Raw genomic sequence first — 18748 nt, 5'->3', positions numbered from 1 at the left:
CACCTCGTAACACTGGGTGTCGCCTTAGCTCGTAAAACTGGGTGTCCATTGACATCCCTTTGGCTTCGCCGCTATTTCGAAGCGAAAGCTGTTATCAGTCGCGTGGCTCCGGCCCGTCTCGCTGAATTTGACGCCGCGATGGCCGTCTTCAAAACCGATCCTTCCTATGAAGTCAAATACGTTCCGGGCTTCCTTGACGAGGATATGCGCGCATCGATCAAGGAAACCGTCACCGCAATTCCGCGCGATAAGCTCGAATTTCACGAGCTGGAAAAGTTCGGTCGGCTTGTCGTCCATGATTGGCCACCGTTCACCGCACTTCAGGCCGAGATCACCGGCAGGGTATCGGAACTCGCGGGCGAACAACTCGAACCGTGCTACAATTTCCTGTCGCTCTATGCCCGGCGCGGTGTGTGCGAAACGCATCTGGACACGCCTTCAGCCAAATGGACGTTCGACATCTGCATCGATCAGAGCGAGCCTTGGCCGATCAGCTTCACATCGATCATCGACTGGCCTGAGACCAGCGAAGCTCTTGTCAATGAATGGCGCGCGGTCAAGGAAGGGCGATCGGATCATACGGTGCGCTCTCTGGCGCTGGAGGCCGGAGATGCCCTACTTTTCTCAGGCGCAAGCCAGTGGCACTGGCGGGATCCGATCGCGCCTGCAAAAGGCCGCACATTTTGCGACCTGCTGTTCTTTCACTATATTCCGGCAGGCACGTCGGAACTCGTTCAACCGCGCAACTGGGCGCGGCTGTTTGATGTGCCGGAACTTGCGGCGATCAAAGGCATCGAATTGGCAGTCTGAACTCGCTTGGAAGTTCAGGCTGCGGCCACAAGGCCCTTCGCTGAAAGTTCATCCAGCAGGCTTGAAAGGTCTGCGTCGAGAATATCTGCTTCGACTTCGAATTCATCAAGCAGGCAATCGCGCGCCTCTGCTGCGCTGCGGCCCTCTTCCAGCAATTGCCAGAACCGGCCGCCGACCGGATTCAGGCCGAAATAGGTTCCGCTCGCCAGATCGAGAAGCATCGTTTCCTCGCCCACTTCGCGGGCGACGACATCTTCCGAAAGTGTGAAGGAGCCGGTCAGTTCCACGTCAATTACCCCTTTGTGTTGCATGTGCTCTTGCATGTGCGGCGATTGTGGCAACAGTGTCCTCAAGCCGCGCAAAATCGCGCGGATAATCCAAGGCAAACATCGGGCAGGATTCTGCCAGTTCCGCCATCGACCTGAAATGCGTACGAACCCTTGCCCTGTCGTGTGAATCGAGCAGGAAAGAGTGCTGCAACAGCGCATCAATGCCCGCCGGAACAGACAGCTGCGCGAACGTCACGCGATCCGATTTTGGCTCATCAAGTAGGTAAATCGCAGCCAGCGGGGCGGAATTGGCTTCGTGGGGGATCATCGCGCTGGCAGGAATGCGCGCCTTGGGCACCCAACCGTCATCCTCGTTCACATCGACGCTTTCCTCACCCAGCAGCGCACCCTGGCTGTCGGGCAGCAACCGGATCGAGGCGAGATAAGGTTTCACCCGCACGCCATGCTCGTCGGTTTCGATCACCATGCCATCGTCGGTCAGAAATGAGTGGCCGAACCGCGCGAACGCAGCAGCAAGAGTTGATTTTCCGCGCCCGCTCCTGCCGAGAAAGCCATAGGCTTTTCCATCAATCACTACGCAACTGGCGTGCATGACGGGCGTTCCGTCATAGGTCCACACCAGCGGGAGGATCTGGTTGGTGAACAGGTTAAGCGCATAATCTTCGGAAACTTCAGGCACAGGTGTGCCAAATACCCGGCCAGCCGCAAGGTCTATTTGGAAATCGCCACCGTCAATGAACCGGACCAGAAAGCCGGTGGAGGTGCGATGGAACATCGTCGATGCCCCCCCATCGTCGTCACGCCAGACGTCGAAGGGCTGCTCGACAATCTCTTCCATGTGCCGCGCCGGACGCCACACAAGCGCGTAATTCATGCGGTGTAGTCCGCTAGGACATCCTTCACGAAACGCGCCGTCTCGTCTGCACTGGGGAACAGCGCCGGATGCTCCCTGAGAATTGCCTCTTCAATTTCAAGCCCGGTCAAGCTTTGATCAAGGTAACCCAGCACAACTGAAAGAGCGCGTCCGCGATCATTGAGGTGGCGCGGTGTGGAATGAGGCTTCAGGCGTTCTCCAGCCGACATGGGCATAGCCGCCCAGCTAGAATAGCGCTGCAACCGACCGCTTGCAGGATCGCGCACGCTCCACGCGATCACACCGCTACGCTGGCTCAAACGCACCGATACTTCAACCTTGTCGCCCGCCTTCACGGCCAGCGGCTTTTCAAAGCCGAGGAATATCTGATGGCGGCAGATAGCATCGCGTGCCAACGGCGAATTGGTCATACTGATGCCGGCGCCCAGTTCGCACGCGAACCAGCCGCCGATCCCATCAAGCGCGCCGTCCTCGTCGATTTCGAGCATTGCCTTGAAGACAAGTGTTTCAGGAGCATCCTCCCCCAACACCACATGGCCCGAAACGACTGGCGCAGTTGCGATCTCTGTAGGCACAAGATCGACAACATGCTTGGTATTAACCGCATAACTGCGAAGCCATGCGTAGTCGGCTGGAACGTCATCGACCTCCCAGACATCGAGCATCTGCCTGCATCCGCCCGAACGGATGCCGACAAGATAAAGCTCCAGACGTTCGGGGATGATACGCCCGCCCGGCTTGAGAAAGCGCCGACGCGCATCAGCCATAAGCAGCACGATGCCATAATCGACACCGAAATAACCAACATGGTCACATATCAGGACATCGACCTTTTCGGGCAGTTCTGCTCTGAAGGTCTGATCGTGAATGCAATGGTAGCGATCACCCAGACCAGCACGGCCTGCTGTCTCGCGAGCAATATCAATAGCGTCGGTGGCATCAATGCCCCACGCCTTGGCGGCTCCGGCTTTCAGGCACATAAGCCCCAAGATGCCAAAGCCGCAACCAAGATCGACTACGGTATCGCCCTGCGAGACCACCCGGTCAATTGCGTCGCCATAACGTGCTACGCGACGTGTATCGACCAGATAGCCACGGTGTTCGGAAAGTGTGCCGGACACTGGTCAGTACTGTATCTGAAAAGCGTAAAAGCCGATCAGGCCATCGTGTTGAGCATGAGCATCCCGTCGGTACCACCTGCCGACATACCGCCAGTCAGTTCGCGGACCGAACCATACACGGTCAGCGCCGGGCGTGCGTAAGTACGACGGGCAGCAACATTGCGGGCGTTGGGGTTACGGTCGGTCACATCCATTCTCCAGGCCAAGTCCCTGCGTTTTCAACCGATTTGCCCGTTCCGACAGATCGAATTCAGCGCGCCGAGAACAAAAAGAGCGTTAACGCGGAAGTAAACGATAACACCATTTTGGCAAGATTTTTTGCGGCGCACAAGATTGCGCAGACACTTGCCACAAACACACAATCGCCAATCAAGCACATGATTCACAATCATAAATTATGCGGCTAGGCCCAGTTTTATGCATGTATTATTATCTCTAAACAACCAGGAAAATTACTTTAGATTATATCGTAAGTTTATATAGTTACTTTGAATTTGTACCTTTGGTTTAACCCAAAGAAATATCTTGCGCCTGCCCGGACTATCGACAGCGATCGAGCAGCGCTGATTCGCATGACTGGATAAAAAATGCTTCTGAATCGAGCGTCAGAGAACGGCACCCCGCGACATTATTGCTGCAATGCAACGCGCGTTGACGAAGCGAAGCTTTTTGGGTCAGCCACTGGTGATCGCGTTCAGCCGATACCAGCCAAAAATGCGCCATAGTTCCCAAACCCCGCCGCCACCTGCCTGATAGGTTTTCCAAAGGCTTGCCAAGCCATCCAGACTGATCTCATCCGGCGCAACTGATGGAATTTCATGTTCGAACAGCGGCGCAAGCTGGTTGAACTGCTGTTCAAATGTGAAACTGAACTCTGCCTTGCTACGACGGTCAAGTACCGAACGTGGCAAGTCATTCTGCATGGCCTTCAGGTGTATGTGTTTGCCATAGCCTTCACGATAAAGAAGGTTCTCCGGCAAGGCGCTGATGAATTCAAAATACTGGCGACTGTACATGGCCGTCCGCATCTCCACGCCCAGTCGCGCAAGCATCCGCGCACTCATATCTCGAAGCACCTGAAAGCCGGGATCGCGCATCTCACGCCAGAGTCGGCGTTTTGAAGGATTGCGAATTTTCCAATCCATATCGGCTTTGCGGCGTTCCTCGCGCCGTTCCGCAAGTTGATCCCGCAAAGGGCGGGCCACCCAGTGCGGCCCCTTTTTCAGATAGAACGGCCAAGGCTCCCGATGACGATGCAGGTAGCGCATCATCCCATCGAACGACTGCGGCGCGAATGGTCGCAACCCGTACCGAAAAAGCCTCTGTGCCGCATATGCCGCACCATTGCGCCTGCCGAGCAACCGCAATTCGTGCGCGAGATCCCCCCACCGGCCTGCACACAACAGTTCGTGAATGAAATAGGCCGATCCTCCGGCAAACTCATCGCCACCCTCGCCATCGAGAACTACGCGGCAGCCGTGTTCACGCAACATTTCCGCCTCGGAAAACATGGATTGCGCATTCGGAAAGAACGGCATGTCGAGATCCATCGCGATGTTCTGTTCGAACCACCCGACATCGGCGCAAGTCCGTGCCCTTTCGTGGATCGGCACGCCCAGAAACCGCCCGACATCGCGCGCATAGTCGATCTCGTCGGAAATCGTGCCGGGAATGCCGGACAGGGTAAAGCCCAGCGCGTCGGGCGCCTGAAGCCGCGCGCTTTCTTTCAACCGCCGCGCCAGCGCAAAGATCGCCGAAGAATCATGCCCGCCACTAACCTCGCATCCGATCGCCACCTGTGAACGCGAGGCGCGCCGCACGCTGTCCATCAGCAGCTCACGATAATGTTCGTAGTAATCTTCGTCACGCTTGTAGCGGACCGAAAGGTCCAGTGGCAGCGACCAGTATTGCCACAGGCGCAGCCCCGATGCATCGACCAGCATCGCCGAAGCCAACGGCATCCGCATGACTCCGGTCCATACCGTCTCATCGTCCGAATAGAACTCGCTCGCAAGATTTTCGGCCATGCGATAAGCATTGTGCTTATGCGGGAAATCTCCGGCGGCCAGCACGCCTGCAACGTCCGTCGCCACCAGAAGCCGCTGCCCATCCCAATGATAGTGCAGTGGGCGCATTCCCAGATGATCGCGCAGGCACATGGCTTTGCGGCGGTGTCCGTCCCAGATGACAACGCCGTATTCGCCCTCGAAATGGTCGACACAATCCTCGCCCCATTGGTCATAGGCATGAAGGATCAGTTCGGCATCCGAATGATTACGCAGCCTTGCGCGCCGCGCCACAAGTTCTGCGCGCAACTCGTCGGGATTGGCCAGCCAGCCATCCATCACCAGCCCCTGCATCCCGTCTGCGCTAAACCAAGGCTGCGTGGCCTCGGACGAACCGGGCGTTGTATGAAACGCACAATGCCCCAACGCCACGCCATCGGCCAAATGGTGATGGATTCCGTCCTGCCCGCGAAAGTCCATCGCAGCGGTCATCCGCCGAATCGCAGCTTCGTCTACTGGGCGTCCGTCAAACCGAACGATCGCTGCAAATCCGCTCAAACTCTTGCTCCACAACGAAAAATGTCTGGGCAGAAATGCCGGCGGCGCACCCTTTGCACCGCGCCAGAAACCACCGAACGGCGGCCAAGTCCGCGCCAATCCGACGCGGGGATTGATTCACCACCTCCCGCGCTTTAGCAAGATCGATGTATCCGCGATCGGCTCGGATCACTACCGGACCTGTTTTCACCGATGCCAGACCAAGTGTCAGATGACACCACGCCAGCACGGTTGCAGCGCCCTGCACAGGCCAAGGTGCCGCTTGCCCGAATACTGCGCGAACTTCCGGTCCTTGCAACGGCTGGCCCGGCACGCGCGCTCGATATCGCGCGTGCGACGGCCGAACTGGCTTTTGCACGCGTTTTGCTCGCAAGAAGAACGGTGCGGCAGCTTGGCATCCCGGACCTCTCGCCAGCCCCTTCATTGCCGCTTCAGCCGGATCACCGGCAACGGGCGGATATAGCCCGGATCAGCAAGGCTATCGCAATCGCGGTGCCCCGCGTTCCGTGGCGATCGGACTGCTTGGTGCAATGCCTTGCAGGCAGACGCTGGCTCGCCGCACTCGGTATTCCCGCGCGCATCCAGATTGGCGTCAAGCGGGAGACGCGCGACGGGCTTGACGATGCTTTGCTGGCTCACGCATGGCTTTCGGTCGGAGAGGTTGTCGTGACAGGCGGCGACATTGCCGACTTCGCAGCGTTTGGCGATCGTCCGCAACCTTGAAACCCCTACCCCCACACGAACCTATCGGGGACATCTTCTGACCACCGCACTGCAAATCGTCTCCAGCCAGATCGACAAGCGGCGCGCTGCCCTGCTTCTTGGGCTTTCTCTGGCTTCGGCAGCCACGGAAAGCATCGGACTGATGCTTCTCGTGCCCATACTTGCCGTGATGACCGGACAGGCGGCGATGCCCGGTGTTCTTGGTGATGCCGTTGCAAGACTGGGTGGGAGGGAGGGGCTAGGCATGATGCTTGCTCTGTTTGTCGTCCTGATCGGTCTTAGGGGATCGTTGAACCTCGCCCGAACTCTGGTGAGTTTGCGGGTACAGCGAGCGCTGGTCGACGGTCTGCGCCTGCGGGCATGGCGCGCTCTGCTTCATTGCGACTGGCGTGTTCTTTCAGGAATGCGTCAGACCGAAAACGCCAGTTTGCTTCTGACCACGCTGGACCGTGCGGGCTATGGGATCGAGCGGCTCATCACGATGTGGGTTACGGCCATAACGCTCGCAGGCGTCGGGATTGCGGCGCTGGCAATCTCGCCCCTGCTCACGGCGGGTGCGCTCGTTGGTGGCACGCTCGTCATATTCGCCTATCGCGGGATGCGCCGCCGCGCGATGCGTCTCGGCGTTGCCCTGGATAGCGTTTACGATCGTATTCATGCCGAACTGACCGAAGGTCTTTCGGCACTGCGGGTGATCAAGAGTTTTGGGGCCGAAGCGCAGACCGAACACCGGCTCAAACGCGAATTGAGTGTGCTGCACCAGGCAGAACGCGACTTCCGACGCGACAATGAATTGGGCCAGTTGGCCATGCAGGTTGGCAATGCGGCATTCCTCGCGGTGGTGGTTTGGGTAGCGCTCGAATACTGGCAGTTCGACGTGATGGATATGCTGCCGATGATCGTCCTGTTCGCGCGCGGCCTGCCTCTTCTGCTCACTCTGCAAGGTTGCCTACAGGATATTGCCTACACCCGCCCTGCTGTGGATGCCACTACCGCAATGATTGCCAGGGCCGAAGCATCGCCCGAACCTGCGGCAGACGCAGGCATCATCCTACCTTCGGCGACCCGCACGATCGGCTTGCGCGACGTCACCGTCCAGTTCGAAGGCCGCGCTGCCCCTGCGCTTGATCGGGTCAGCATGGATCTGCCCGTCCATACTGTCACCGCGCTGACAGGGCCATCAGGCGCCGGCAAAAGCACACTGGCAGACGTCATCGGCGGCTTGCTGACTCCCGATTCAGGTCATCTCCTGCTTGATGGGCAGCAACTCGATCTGGGATTGCGGCGCGCTTGGCGATCGCGCGTCACATATGTACAGCAAGTCCCAATCCTTTTCAGCGGCACCGTGCGCGACAACCTGCTGTGGGCCAGCCCCAACGCTGACGACAGCGCTTTACGGGCTGCGTTGGCCGAAGCTTCGGCAGAGTTCGTGCTTCACCTGCCGCACGGTCTGGATACGAAAGTGGGCGAACATGGCCACCATTTTTCCGGCGGAGAGCGTCAGCGCATCATCCTCGCTCGCGCCATGCTCCGTGCACCCGAACTGCTGATTCTCGATGAAGCCGCCAATGCGCTCGACCGTGAAAACGATGCTGCGATCGCGCGTACAGTCCTCGCCCTGCGTACACGCTGCACCGTGCTGGTCATCGCTCACGGCGGCGCGCTAGAGGACATCGCAGATCGCAAGGTGCGCATTGCGGGCGGGGTCATCAGCGAAAATTCGAGATAGGCGGTTACCCTTGCGATAGGGATGCTCACTGCCTTTACGCCACGCCGGAAACCCCATAGGGTCAGACCATCCAGAAGCGATGTCCGTGAGCCGTGAAGCGACCGATTTGAAAGATTTTCTCGCCCGGACAACACCGTCGACGGCATCCGGCCACACTGGTGGCCGAAATGGCGCATTGACTGGGGATCGCACAGCGCTTTCCTCCTCCGCTAGCGTGCTTTTGCGGCTTTGCGCCGCACCTGACGCTGATCTGACCGCAGAATTTGCCAATCTTGATGATGAAGATTGGTACGATCTGATTGAACAGGCCATTCCCAAGCGGGTTGCCGCGCTGCTTGATCGCTCGCTGCAGAGGGCGGGCTGTTTCGCGCGTCTTCCCGATAGCTGCCGCAAAGCAATGGTCGATGAAAAGCGGCGACTGGCCATGTCGGCGTTTGGCCACATGATCTCCCTCAGCGATACGGTTACTTTTCTAAAATCCCACAACATTCCCGCAGTCGCGCTCAAAGGCGCCCGGCTCGCCTACCGCGACTATCCCGATGCGCGCTTACGCCCATTGCGCGACCTTGACCTGCTCGTTTCTGCAGAAATGGCAGAGCAGGCCCAGAGTTTACTGATCTCCAGTGGGAATTATGAACTCGCGCCGTGGGCAGAATACTATGGCCTCGATTTCGGTCACCAGCTTCCCGAACTGGTCGACCGGAAGCATGGTATCAGCATCGAAATCCATCACCGCCTCAACGCACGCGACTGGACCGACGAGCCGAAGCTTGTCCGAATGGTCTTCGAACAGGCAGAAGAGATTGAACTTTCAGGCACCAATGTACAGGTGCCTTCAATGCACGCCAATTTCCTTCACCTGGTGGAGCACGCAACACTTCACCACATGTTCGAGAACGGCCCGATTACCTTGGCGGATCTGCATTTTGCCGCGCAAACCGGCAATGTCGATTGGCCGGTGCTGATCACGCAGGCGCGCGGCATGGGGCTGGAACGTGCCTTGCAGTTGATCGCTGCATTAGCGCTCGCACACGGCGCCACTTGGGTGCCACAAGCCTTGCAGCAGCCTCAGGCCGACATGGCAGACCATCTCGATGTCTGCACGGCAGCAATGCTGCGCGATGAAAGTCTTGCCGAACACGCATCGATGTTGCGCGGCATTTCATTGCGCAAAGGTCAGGCCCCCGGTTGGGCGGCGGCGATCCGTTCGGCTTTGACACCGGCTCCTCTAAAACTCGCGGGGCTTCTCAGGGTCAAAGGTGACAATCCTTTGCGGTGGCTGGCCTATCCGCTCTGGCTATTCCTGCGGGGCAGGGCCTACATCGCCGCAAGGCGGGCTGAAATCGATCCTGAAAGCGCCGTGCAGGAAGTCGAGACATTGCGCTGGCTGCGCAACGATTGAGCCTTCCCAAACTGCATGTCCAACTTCCGAAAATCACAGGAAATCTGATAACACGCACCAATTTCAGGATGAGTTGCGTTGCACTGCAAAATCCAGATTGGCACGATCTGCACGAATATGCATTAAAGACGACATCGCGCATTTTGCGCGGTATCGCGCTAAAGTCTTACGCAATCCTGCCGAACGTAGATGCTTCAACCTTGACTTTGGTTAGGGAAAAAGCACTCCAAATCAGGGTTAATACCTAGTTTTGGTTGCGAATCATTTTGCATTGCGGTATTCGACCGGCGAGAGGGCGGTACACGGAAGCGATACTGCTTAGGAGATTTGAGCATGAAGATTGCACGCATTGCCTCGGCGCTTGCCGCCACGGCTCTCATGGCCGCTCCCGTTGTTGCGGAAGCCGGCACCCGTGCCAGCAGCTCGTCGGTTTATCCGGCTACCAGCTACTCGGCCAGCCGCGCAACCACCGCCGTTAACGCGGAAAACAATCTGGCGCCTTTCGTTTGGATCATCATCATCCTCGCAGTCGGCGCTGCAACTTACGGGATTTCCCGTGCGGTTGATAACGGCACGAACGGCGCAAACTGATCTGATCAGTTGCAGTTTCAAAAACCCGGTCGCTGAAAGGCGGCCGGGTTTTTTCTTGCCCATCGCCGTGCAGGCTACCTGCGGCACGTATCGGGCTTGACCTTCCAGCCAAGCGGCTCAATCACCCGAACATGCACAAAAACCTCTCGATCATGCTTCTGGCAATCGTCACTGCCGCCTGCCTGCTTGGCGGGGGTGGAGTCGCCTACGGATTGTCCAATCTTGCGGTGCAATTGATTGCCATTGCAGTTCTTGCCCTTAACGGCGAACTCGTCGCACGCTTCGTCACGCAAGGATCACGGTTTCTTGTTGCGCTGGTGATATTAACACTTGCGCTTCCCCTGCTGCAGCTCGTGCCGCTGCCCCCAGCGTTCTGGATGGGATTGCCCGGACGGGAACTGGTGACAGAGGCAATCAAGTCTTTCGGTGAGCCAGGCTGGCGGCCACTTACGGTCAACACTTCAAGAACGTTTGTCGCCTTCCTTGGCCTGATTGCACCGCTGGCTGTGCTGGTCGCCGGGTTGTTCGCTTCAGTCCAGGTTCGGCAGCGCATTGCCTTCACTTTTGTCGCTGCCGGTGTCGCTAGCGTGCTGCTAGGTGTCGTTCAGGTGATGGGCAACAATCAGGAAGGCCTGCTCTACCCTGAGAACCCGTTGCCAGGTGTGCTCTTCGGCTTTTTTGCCAACCGCAATTCAGTCGCCATATTCCTCGTATCCTGCCTCCTTCTGCTGATCGGGTGTTTTGCACCGCAACGAGCACTTTCTCCACGCTGGATTGCAAGGTTTGCGGTAGCGGTGCTGATCGTTACAGGCGTCGTTCTCACACAGTCGCGCAGCGGCATCGCCCTGCTCACCTTGCCTGCCGCATTGTTTCTGCTGAAGACCTATGCCTACACTTCTGCCAACAGCGGCATCCGCCAATCCAACACCGGTGCACTTCCACGCCCGCTTCAGATCGGCGTGATCGCTGCGGCAATGGCTGCCCTAAGCCTCGGCGCAGTGGCGGCAGTGCCAGGGTCACGGCTTGAAGCCGTGATGGCCCGGTTCGAACAGGATGGCGAACGCCGTCCCGAAATATGGGAAGATGCACGATTTTCGGCAGAACGTTTCTGGCCGGTCGGCGCAGGAATGGGTACGTTCGACGAAGTATTCCAGGTGGATGAATCGCTGGAACACATCAGCGCCCGTCGTGCGGGGCGTGCGCACAACGAAGTGCTCGAATTGGCGATCGAGGCTGGTCCCATTGCGCTGATCCTTGTTGCCGCATGGGCCATGTGGGTTCTCCACGCAGGCTGGGGCGCATTGCGTGACACCGAGCGGCGCTGGCCCGCGCTCGCTGGCATCGGTGTGTTGCTCGCAGCGGCGCTGCAATCTCTGCTGGAATTCCCGCTTCGCAATCAGGCCATGCTTTGTGTTGCTGCATTTTCCATCGTTCTCATCGCTCCGCCAATCGGGATGCGAAAGACTGCAGCCACGCCCTCACGCCGTGATGGAGATCAGGCAGCATGATCCGCAAAGGTATGGGACGCGCCGTCTGGGCAGGATTGATGGTCGCGCTGGCACTTGGCGCGGTCGGTGCTCAGGCTGACCGCGCTGTTCGGCGGCAGCCTGCACTTGCCCCGGTGGTCCCCCCGATGTTCCGCAACTTTGCACAATGGCAATTGACGATGAGCAGCGTGCGTTCCGCGCCGCCCGCCAAGGCAGTGCTTGAAGCCAGAACCCTGATAGAGCGCAGCCCGGTTCCGTCGGAAAGCTTCACGTTCCTTTCTGTCGCCCTGGCAAGGAACAACGATCAGAAGGCCAGCGCCTTGGCCATTCAGCGCGCAGCGCAGCGCGGTTGGCGTGACCCGATCGCCCAGCGCGCAATGTATGACATTGCGCTGTCAGCCGGAGATCATGCCGAAGCCGCGCACCGGCTGGCCGCGCTCTATGGCTTGCAGGATACCCAAGCTCCGCTCCAGTTGATGACCGACAATCTGCTGAAAACACCCCAAGGCCGCACGGCAATGGCAGAAGCGCTTGTGACTGGCGGTTACTGGACACGCGCTTTCCTGCGCGGTGCAGTGTCGGGCTTCAGCCCTGACGTTGCAGCCACCGTCAATGCCGCATTGCGCAGTGGCGCGGAAATCAATTGCCAGACCGCTACAGTGCTGAAAAAGCGTTATCTCGAAAACGGCTTTGCCAAGGACGTCCCCTTGCTCGATCAGTGTCGGCAAAAGGACTGATTACAGGTCAATCAATCCCGATTGCGAACCTTGAACGTCCCGGTCACACGCCCGCCGTTATTGCTACCGCCACCGGACCTTCCATCCACACTGGACAGGCCCGAATCGAGATCGATCACCAGCCGCCCGCCATTCAGCGTGTCTGTGCCGCGCCGCAGCGCGACATTACCGGTCATGGTGATCACGTTACGGTTGAAGTCATAGACGGCCACATCACCCCGCGCCTGCTCTGCCCCGCGGTTCACCTGAACGCCTCCGGTCGCATCGATGCGGTCGATCTGAATGTCGCCAGCGTCGCTGTAAGCCACGGTCGTGCGCGCGGCCTTCAGGCGCAGGTCCGATTGGTTGATATCGACATTGCCCGAAAGCACCACACGCTTGGCCTTGTCCTGCACCTCGATGCGGTCCGCCGCATAGTTCACCGGCGCATTGCTATCGTGGTTGGCGATGCCCTGCGCTGAAAGATGCTGCGCGCCTGCAATCAGCGCCGCCGAACCGGCAAAGCCCAGCGCGCCCCAGCGCAGCGGGCGGGCGGCGCGGATGATTTCGAGCGTTGTCATGCGTGGCTGCCTTTTCATGATCAGGGCATCTTCATCTGGCCCGGCACCATGCGGAGGCGGGCGTTTCCGTCAAGGGTCACAGTGCGATCCGAAAGATCGGCACTGATCCGGTCGGCAGAGAAGGTTCCTGCCGGAATGCGGCCTTCCACCGGCCCGCGGCTCTGCAGGCGCTTCCTGCCCAGATCGATATCCACGTTGGTGGCCGTCATGCGATAGCCGTCAGACGTCTGAAAATTGATCGGACCCACGATATCGACGATTTCCGTACCGAAATCATAAGCACCGTTGCCCGCCGTCAACTGCGCAGGACCATCGTCGAGCATGATGCGTGCGGTAAGCTGGTCCAGTTCGATGAGCGGGCGCGTCTTCGTTCGCTGCACGGCAGAGCCTGCGGTGATCGAGAAATTGCGCCCGTCATCATCCTGTCCGCGATACATCGCGCTGGAAACCTTCATCCGGTCTTCCAGCACGGCGACCTTGCGCCGGTCGAGCAGGAAGCTGATTTCGCCGCGCGGCGAAAGCGGCGCAATGATCATCACCGCCAGCATGGCGCCCACCGCCGCTGGCAATCCGCGCGCAAGAACCTGCACAAGCCGATCATGAAAACCACCGGGCGCAGCAAAGCCGCGTCGCCGGGTTCGGATCATGTCAGCCTGCACAGTCATCGGCCAAGCCTTGCGTCTGCCAACCTTAAGCGTGGCTGAAAATGTCTTGTTCCGCCCAACCCGCAAGGTCGAGCCGCGCGCGCATGGGCAGGAAATCAAAACACGCCTGCGCCATTGCGGTGCGGCCTTCACGCTCAAGCCGTTCGACCAGAATGGTGTGCATGGCGTGCAGATGGCGCACGTCGGAAGCAGCGTATTCCTGCTGCGCGTCCGAAAGCACCGCCCCGCCCCAATCGCTCGACTGCTGTTGCTTGGAAATTTCCTTGCCCAGAAGTTCGCGCACCAGATCTTTCAGCCCGTGGCGATCGGTATAGGTCCGCACCAGCTTTGACGCGATCTTGGTGCAGAACACCGGCGCGGCAACCACACCCAGATAATGCTCTATTGCCGCCAGATCGAAGCGGGCGAAGTGATAGAGCTTTACCCGCGCAGGATCAGCAAGAACGGCCTTGAGATTGGGCGCGGCATAATCGCTCCCCGGCGAAAAGCGGACAAGATGTTCATCCCCCCTGCCATCGGAAATCTGGACCACGCACAGACGATCGCGCGGGGTGATCAACCCCATCGTTTCAGTGTCGACAGCGACCGCACCGGGCGCAAGAACGCCTTCGGGCAGGTCATTTTCATGAAAGAATACGGCCATCCCTGTCGCTTAGGCGGTCATGCCGGTGGCTGCAAGCGCAACCGCCCGATCCAAGCTCACACTCTGCCAACGCTGCTATATTCGAACCCTGCCGCGCGCACTTCGGCTGGGTCATAGACATTGCGCAGATCGACCATGACCGGCGCGTTCATAAGTTTCTTGAGCCGCGCGAAATCGAGCGCGCGGAAAGCGTCCCATTCCGTCACCAGTGCCACCGCATCGGCCCCTTCCACAGCGGCATAGGTGTTGCCGACCATACGCACGTCGGGCAACAGCGCGGCCGCCGCTTCCATCCCCTCGGGATCATAGGCAACCACCTCGGCCCCGGCATCCAGCAAGGCCTGCACGATGGCAATTGACGGCGCATCGCGCATATCGTCGGTGTTGGGCTTGAACGTGAGGCCCAGCAGCGCCACCCGCTTGCCTCGCGCGTCGCCGCCCAGCGCCTCGATCACCTTGCGCCCCATCGCGCGCTTGCGGCTGTCGTTGACCTTGACCACCGCTTCGACCAGCCGAACGGGGCTGTTGAAGTCCTCCGCGGTCTTGAGCAGCGCCAGCGTATCCTTGGGAAAGCACGATCCACCATATCCCGGCCCCGCGTGCAGGAACTTGCCGCCGATGCGTCCATCAAGACCGATGCCCCGTGCTACATCCTGCACGTCGCCGCCCACCTTCTCGCAAAGGTCGGCCATTTCGTTGATGAAAGTGATCTTGGTGGCAAGGAAGGCGTTGGCCGCGTACTTGATCAGTTCGCTGCTGCGGCGCGACGTGAACAGGATGGGCGCGCGGTTCAGGAACAACGGGCGGTAGACTTCCTTCATCACGCCACGTGCCCATTCGTCTTCCGCGCCGATCACAATGCGGTCGGGCCGCTTGAAATCACCGATGGCCGCGCCTTCACGCAAAAATTCAGGGTTTGAGACGACCGCGAACTGTACCTGTGTGCCGCTTTCGCGAATGATGCGCTCCACTTCATCACCCGTGCCGACCGGCACGGTGGACTTGGTGACGACCACAGTCGGCGTCTTGATGCTGGCAGCCAGTTCCTGCGCAACAGCATGGACATAGCTCAGATCCGCGTGACCGTCGCCGCGACGCGAAGGCGTGCCGACGGCGATGAAAATCGCCTGCGCACCCTCGATCGCTTCGGTCAGATCGGTCGAAAACGAAAGCCGTCCGGCCTTGACGTTTGCGGCCACCAGTTCAGCCAGGCCCGGCTCATAGATCGGCATTACGCCATCCAGCAGGCGGGCGATCTTGCTCTCGTCCTTGTCGATGCAGACCACATCGTGCCCGAAATCGGCAAAGCAGGCACCAGACACCAGCCCGACATAGCCCGAGCCAACCATTGCGATCTTCATTCGAACACTCCGTACAGCCCTGCGCTGTTAGCAAGCACCGCGCCATCCCGGAACCCTGCTTGCGAACGGCGCTCCTAAACGGCTAACCTTGCGGCAACATGACTGCATCTTCTTTGCCCGAAAGCTGGCGTCCCGCCTTGGAACCCATCCTGCAATCCCCACCGCTGCGAGCGCTGGGGGGCTTCCTGCAGACCGAAGAGCGCGCCGGCAAGGTGATCTATCCACCACGCGGCTCCCGCCTTGCCGCGCTGGAGATGACGCCGCTCGATGCGGTGCGCGTGGTCATTCTGGGGCAAGACCCATACCACGGTCCGGGGCAGGCCCACGGCCTTGCATTCTCCGTGCAACAGGGGATCAAAGTGCCGCCCAGCCTTGTGAATATCTACAAGGAACTGGAAGCAGACCTGGGCATCCCGCGCGCCGCCCACGGCAATCTCAGCCACTGGGCGCAGCAAGGCGTGTTGCTGCTGAACAACGCGCTCACCGTGGAAGCTGCCAATGCCGGTTCGCATCAAGGCAAAGGGTGGGAAATTTTCACCGATGCCGCAATTGAAGCTGTCGCTGCCCGGCCCGAACCAACCGTGTTCATCCTGTGGGGGAGCCATGCCCAGAAAAAAGCGGCGCGCGTGGCTGCGCTGTCGAACGGCCCGCATCTCGTGTTGAAAGCCCCGCATCCCAGCCCGCTTTCCGCCTACAGCGGGTTCTTCGGCTCCCGGCCGTTCAGCCAGGCCAATGCTTTTCTGGAAGCAAATGGGCGCGGTACGATAGACTGGCATCCATGACGCAAAAAGCCCCGCCGGAGCGGGGCTTTTCACCATCCAGTCACGGCTGAAATCAGCCGGGAATCGAAGCCGAAGCAGCCTGCCCATCGCCTTCAGGCGCGGCAAGGATATCGCGCACGACCTGTCCCTTGGCCACCGTTTGCGTGCCCGGATCGCCCACGGTGGAGCGGATCGAGGCAGCAGCGGTGCCGGAGCGGTTCAGGGCGTCTGTTTCAACGCTGGAGCGGGCCGAGGGGCCACCGAACAGCGTTTCGAGCGTCTGCTTGCCGGTTTCCGAATCCTGCGGGCGCGGCGCGCCGGGGCTGGGCGGCGTGAGCGCGAAATCCGGCGGGACGATCAGTGGCGCGGCGCGGGTTACCGCCATTTCATCCGGGCGATCACGGTTGAACAGCGAACCGCCGCCACCGCAGGCGGACAGAAGAGTCGCCGCCGAGACGACCAGAGCAAGGGCGGCAGCTTTACGCATCATGCATTCTCCGTGGCGGTATCGTCGCCGGTTTCATCAGGCTTTTCGCGCGATTTGAACGAGCGGGCAAGCAGTATCAGGACGCCGAACGTGATCGCCACGTCGGCAAGATTGAATATCTGGAACGGTCGCCATTCACCGATGTTCAGGTCGGCATAGTCGATCACGTAACCGAATGTCAGCCGGTCATAGATATTGCCGACAGCGCCACCCAGAACGAGGCCCAGCCCGAGTATGTCGCCACGCTGGGTTTCACGCAGGATCCATACCAGCACGCCACAGGCGATCAGCGCGGTCATGCCGATCAAGCCCCACCGCATCTCGACCGATGTGGCCGTGAACATCCCGAAGGAAACGCCGTAATTCTCCGCATAGCGCAGATCGAAGAACGGCAGCAGTTCGATCAGACCACGTTCCCGCAGAGCCAGCGGGCCGACCATCACGGCTTTCACCAAACGGTCCACAACCGCAATCAGCAGCGCAAGACCAAGGCCTTCAATGCGCGGACGGGTGAACATCAGGCCGCAGCACCTGCGTCAATCCCGGCTACCACATCTTCGCACCGCTCGCACAGCGCACCGTCTTCCGTCACTTCGGGAAGCAGGCGCCAGCAACGGCCGCACTTGTGGTCGGTTGAGCGTGTCACGGTCACCTCACTGCCCTGCCCGCGCTTTACTGTCGCGGTGATGAACAGCTCTGCGAGATCGGCGTCAGGGCCGCCTTCGGGCACGGTGACGACGGCTTCGAGGCCCGACCCCAGCACTTTTTCACGGCGCAACGGTTCAATGGCTTCGTTCACGGTCTGGCGCAGCGTGCGCAGTTCGGTCCATCGGGCTTCGTCCACGGTAACCGCCGGCACTTCCGGCCATTCCAGCAGATGCACGCTGTCACTGCCCGGATAACGCGAGGCCCACACTTCTTCCGCGGTAAACACCAGCACCGGCGCGCCATAGCGGACCAGCGCGTGGAACAGCATGTCGAGCACGGTGCGATAGGCGCGGCGCTTCGGGTCCGTCACCGCATCGCAATAGAGGCTGTCCTTGCGGATATCGAAGAAGAACGCCGAGAGGTCCTCGTTGCAGAAGTCAGTCAGCGCGCGGACATAAGTGTTGTAATCGAAGTCCTCGACAGCCTGCTTCAACGTGGCGTCCAGCTTGCCCAGCAGTCCGAGCATGTACTGCTCAAGCTCCGGCATTTCCGCCACTGGCAGCCGCTCGTCCTCGGTGAACCCTTCCAGCGCACCCAGCAGGTAGCGGTAGGTATTGCGCAGTTTGCGATACTGGTCGGCAACGCCCTGCAGGATCTCTTTGCCGATGCGGTGGTCCTCGGTGAAATCGACCGAGAGCGCCCAGAGCCGCAGGATATCCGCGCCGTAATCGCGCATCAGATCGATCGGGCTGATCGTGTTGCCGAGCGACTTGGACATCTTCATGCCCTTTTGGTCCATCGTGAACCCGTGCGTCAGCACCGCGTCATAGGGCGCACGACCGCGCGTAGCGCAGCTTTCCAGCAGCGAGGACTGGAACCAGCCGCGATGCTGATCAGACCCTTCGAGATAGAGGTTCGCGGGCCACTGCAGATCGGGCCAACGCCCCGATTCGAGTACGAAGGCATGAGTGGAGCCAGAATCGAACCACACGTCGAGAATGTCGGTTACACGCTCGTAATCCTCGAGCTTGTAGTTCGCGCCAAGATACTCCTGCGCCCGCTCCTCGTCCCACGCATCCACACCTTCGGCCATGACGGCGGCGACAATGCGCGCGTTGACTTGCGCGTCGTTCAGGTACTGGCCGGTCTTGCGATCGACGAACAGCGTGATGGGCACACCCCAAGCGCGCTGGCGGGACAGCACCCAGTCGGGGCGGCCTTCGACCATCGCGCCGATGCGGTTGCGGCCCTTCTCGGGCACGAAGCGGGTGTCGGCGATGGCCTGGAGGGCGATC

General features: G+C 59.9%; 20 protein-coding genes. 8 read left to right on the top strand and 12 right to left on the bottom strand.

Annotated features, from left to right (window positions below; genetic code table 11):
• Nucleotides 1-138: 138 nt before the first annotated feature.
• Nucleotides 139-810 carry a hypothetical protein gene (locus tag ACOVQ0_RS13175; RefSeq protein WP_421885162.1) on the top strand — a complete coding sequence of 224 codons (672 nt, stop codon included), beginning with the start codon at nt 139-141 and terminating at the stop codon, nt 808-810.
• A gap of 14 nt (nt 811-824) precedes the next feature.
• On the opposite strand, the gene ACOVQ0_RS13170 is transcribed toward ACOVQ0_RS13175, so the two are convergent.
• From ACOVQ0_RS13170 to ACOVQ0_RS13150, 5 genes are all read right to left on the bottom strand, one after another.
• Complete coding sequence (locus ACOVQ0_RS13170; RefSeq protein WP_421885160.1) at nt 825-1121, bottom strand: PqqD family protein; 297 nt, start codon at nt 1119-1121, stop codon at nt 825-827.
• Complete coding sequence (locus ACOVQ0_RS13165; RefSeq protein WP_421885158.1) at nt 1099-1974, bottom strand: hypothetical protein; 876 nt, start codon at nt 1972-1974, stop codon at nt 1099-1101. The genes ACOVQ0_RS13170 and ACOVQ0_RS13165 overlap by 23 nt, the downstream gene beginning before the upstream one ends.
• A complete protein-coding gene (locus ACOVQ0_RS13160; RefSeq protein WP_421885156.1) occupies nt 1971-3095 on the bottom strand; it encodes a 50S ribosomal protein L11 methyltransferase in 1125 nt (374 codons plus the stop codon). The genes ACOVQ0_RS13165 and ACOVQ0_RS13160 overlap by 4 nt, the downstream gene beginning before the upstream one ends.
• A 35-nt stretch (nt 3096-3130) precedes the next feature.
• The gene (locus ACOVQ0_RS13155) at nt 3131-3283 is read right to left on the bottom strand and encodes a lasso RiPP family leader peptide-containing protein (RefSeq protein WP_421885154.1); all 153 of its coding nucleotides are present in this window, start codon (nt 3281-3283) and stop codon (nt 3131-3133) included.
• Between the two features lie 486 nt (nt 3284-3769).
• Nucleotides 3770-5593, bottom strand: coding sequence for an asparagine synthetase B family protein (locus tag ACOVQ0_RS13150; RefSeq protein ID WP_421885152.1), 1824 nt, complete (start codon nt 5591-5593; stop codon nt 3770-3772).
• A gap of 270 nt (nt 5594-5863) precedes the next feature.
• Here ACOVQ0_RS13150 and ACOVQ0_RS13145 point away from each other — a divergent pair, with 270 nt between their 5' ends.
• From ACOVQ0_RS13145 to ACOVQ0_RS13120, 6 genes are all read left to right on the top strand, one after another.
• On the top strand, nt 5864-6382 hold the full coding sequence (locus ACOVQ0_RS13145) for a lasso peptide biosynthesis B2 protein (RefSeq protein ID WP_421885150.1): 519 nt from the start codon (nt 5864-5866) through the stop codon (nt 6380-6382).
• Nucleotides 6342-8111, top strand: coding sequence for an ATP-binding cassette domain-containing protein (locus ACOVQ0_RS13140; RefSeq protein ID WP_421885148.1), 1770 nt, complete (start codon nt 6342-6344; stop codon nt 8109-8111). The genes ACOVQ0_RS13145 and ACOVQ0_RS13140 overlap by 41 nt, the downstream gene beginning before the upstream one ends.
• Nucleotides 8112-8325: 214 nt before the next feature.
• Nucleotides 8326-9513 (top strand): nucleotidyltransferase family protein, encoded by a 1188-nt coding sequence (locus ACOVQ0_RS13135; RefSeq protein WP_421885146.1) that lies wholly within the window; start codon nt 8326-8328, stop codon nt 9511-9513.
• A gap of 333 nt (nt 9514-9846) precedes the next feature.
• A complete protein-coding gene (locus ACOVQ0_RS13130; protein ID WP_421885144.1) occupies nt 9847-10104 on the top strand; it encodes a hypothetical protein in 258 nt (85 codons plus the stop codon).
• A gap of 131 nt (nt 10105-10235) precedes the next feature.
• Nucleotides 10236-11612, top strand: a complete 1377-nt coding sequence (locus tag ACOVQ0_RS13125; RefSeq protein WP_421885142.1) for an O-antigen ligase family protein — start codon at nt 10236-10238, stop codon at nt 11610-11612.
• Complete coding sequence (locus ACOVQ0_RS13120) at nt 11609-12328, top strand: hypothetical protein (protein ID WP_421885140.1); 720 nt, start codon at nt 11609-11611, stop codon at nt 12326-12328. The genes ACOVQ0_RS13125 and ACOVQ0_RS13120 overlap by 4 nt, the downstream gene beginning before the upstream one ends.
• An 11-nt stretch (nt 12329-12339) precedes the next feature.
• Here the strand turns inward: ACOVQ0_RS13120 and ACOVQ0_RS13115 are convergent, their stop codons facing one another.
• The 4 genes from ACOVQ0_RS13115 to ACOVQ0_RS13100 are packed head-to-tail and all read right to left on the bottom strand — an operon-like array spanning nt 12340 to nt 15557.
• A complete protein-coding gene (locus ACOVQ0_RS13115; RefSeq protein ID WP_421885138.1) occupies nt 12340-12888 on the bottom strand; it encodes an LptA/OstA family protein in 549 nt (182 codons plus the stop codon).
• Between the two features lie 20 nt (nt 12889-12908).
• The gene (lptC, locus tag ACOVQ0_RS13110; RefSeq protein ID WP_421885136.1) at nt 12909-13553 is read right to left on the bottom strand and encodes an LPS export ABC transporter periplasmic protein LptC; all 645 of its coding nucleotides are present in this window, start codon (nt 13551-13553) and stop codon (nt 12909-12911) included.
• A 25-nt stretch (nt 13554-13578) separates the two neighbouring features.
• The gene (locus ACOVQ0_RS13105; RefSeq protein ID WP_421885134.1) at nt 13579-14196 is read right to left on the bottom strand and encodes a ribonuclease D; all 618 of its coding nucleotides are present in this window, start codon (nt 14194-14196) and stop codon (nt 13579-13581) included.
• A 56-nt stretch (nt 14197-14252) separates the two neighbouring features.
• Nucleotides 14253-15557, bottom strand: coding sequence for a UDP-glucose dehydrogenase family protein (locus ACOVQ0_RS13100; protein ID WP_421885132.1), 1305 nt, complete (start codon nt 15555-15557; stop codon nt 14253-14255).
• Between the two features lie 98 nt (nt 15558-15655).
• Here ACOVQ0_RS13100 and ung point away from each other — a divergent pair, with 98 nt between their 5' ends.
• On the top strand, nt 15656-16339 hold the full coding sequence (ung, locus tag ACOVQ0_RS13095; RefSeq protein ID WP_421885130.1) for a uracil-DNA glycosylase: 684 nt from the start codon (nt 15656-15658) through the stop codon (nt 16337-16339).
• A gap of 52 nt (nt 16340-16391) precedes the next feature.
• Here the strand turns inward: ung and ACOVQ0_RS13090 are convergent, their stop codons facing one another.
• The 3 genes from ACOVQ0_RS13090 to ACOVQ0_RS13080 all read right to left on the bottom strand — a co-directional run.
• The gene (locus ACOVQ0_RS13090) at nt 16392-16808 is read right to left on the bottom strand and encodes a DUF3035 domain-containing protein (RefSeq protein ID WP_421885128.1); all 417 of its coding nucleotides are present in this window, start codon (nt 16806-16808) and stop codon (nt 16392-16394) included.
• A complete protein-coding gene (lspA, locus tag ACOVQ0_RS13085) occupies nt 16805-17323 on the bottom strand; it encodes a signal peptidase II (protein ID WP_421885126.1) in 519 nt (172 codons plus the stop codon). Before lspA ends, ACOVQ0_RS13090 begins: the two co-directional genes overlap by 4 nt.
• Nucleotides 17323-18748 (bottom strand): class I tRNA ligase family protein (locus ACOVQ0_RS13080; protein ID WP_421885124.1); only part of this gene is annotated, 1426 nt, incomplete at its 5' end. The genes lspA and ACOVQ0_RS13080, both read right to left, overlap by 1 nt.

This window comes from Novosphingobium sp., assembly GCF_049240505.1.
Taxonomy (GTDB): domain Bacteria; phylum Pseudomonadota; class Alphaproteobacteria; order Sphingomonadales; family Sphingomonadaceae; genus Novosphingobium.
Note: the sequence above shows the minus strand (reverse complement) of the source record. Positions and strands in the feature narration are given on the sequence as shown.

Excerpts from the sequence above, each read along its gene's own strand:
- ACOVQ0_RS13175 (WP_421885162.1), top strand. The coding sequence starts at position 139 with ATGGCCGTCTTCAAAACCGATCCTTCCTATGAAGTCAAATACGTTCCG.
- ACOVQ0_RS13170 (WP_421885160.1), bottom strand. The coding sequence starts at position 1,121 with ATGCAACACAAAGGGGTAATTGACGTGGAACTGACCGGCTCCTTCACA.
- ACOVQ0_RS13165 (WP_421885158.1), bottom strand. The coding sequence starts at position 1,974 with ATGAATTACGCGCTTGTGTGGCGTCCGGCGCGGCACATGGAAGAGATT.
- ACOVQ0_RS13150 (WP_421885152.1), bottom strand. The coding sequence starts at position 5,593 with ATGACCGCTGCGATGGACTTTCGCGGGCAGGACGGAATCCATCACCAT.
- ACOVQ0_RS13130 (WP_421885144.1), top strand. The coding sequence starts at position 9,847 with ATGAAGATTGCACGCATTGCCTCGGCGCTTGCCGCCACGGCTCTCATG.
- ACOVQ0_RS13125 (WP_421885142.1), top strand. The coding sequence starts at position 10,236 with ATGCACAAAAACCTCTCGATCATGCTTCTGGCAATCGTCACTGCCGCC.
- ACOVQ0_RS13120 (WP_421885140.1), top strand. The coding sequence starts at position 11,609 with ATGATCCGCAAAGGTATGGGACGCGCCGTCTGGGCAGGATTGATGGTC.
- ACOVQ0_RS13115 (WP_421885138.1), bottom strand. The coding sequence starts at position 12,888 with ATGACAACGCTCGAAATCATCCGCGCCGCCCGCCCGCTGCGCTGGGGC.
- lptC (WP_421885136.1), bottom strand. The coding sequence starts at position 13,553 with ATGACTGTGCAGGCTGACATGATCCGAACCCGGCGACGCGGCTTTGCT.
- ACOVQ0_RS13105 (WP_421885134.1), bottom strand. The coding sequence starts at position 14,196 with ATGGCCGTATTCTTTCATGAAAATGACCTGCCCGAAGGCGTTCTTGCG.
- ACOVQ0_RS13100 (WP_421885132.1), bottom strand. The coding sequence starts at position 15,557 with ATGAAGATCGCAATGGTTGGCTCGGGCTATGTCGGGCTGGTGTCTGGT.
- ung (WP_421885130.1), top strand. The coding sequence starts at position 15,656 with ATGACTGCATCTTCTTTGCCCGAAAGCTGGCGTCCCGCCTTGGAACCC.
- ACOVQ0_RS13090 (WP_421885128.1), bottom strand. The coding sequence starts at position 16,808 with ATGATGCGTAAAGCTGCCGCCCTTGCTCTGGTCGTCTCGGCGGCGACT.
- lspA (WP_421885126.1), bottom strand. The coding sequence starts at position 17,323 with ATGTTCACCCGTCCGCGCATTGAAGGCCTTGGTCTTGCGCTGCTGATT.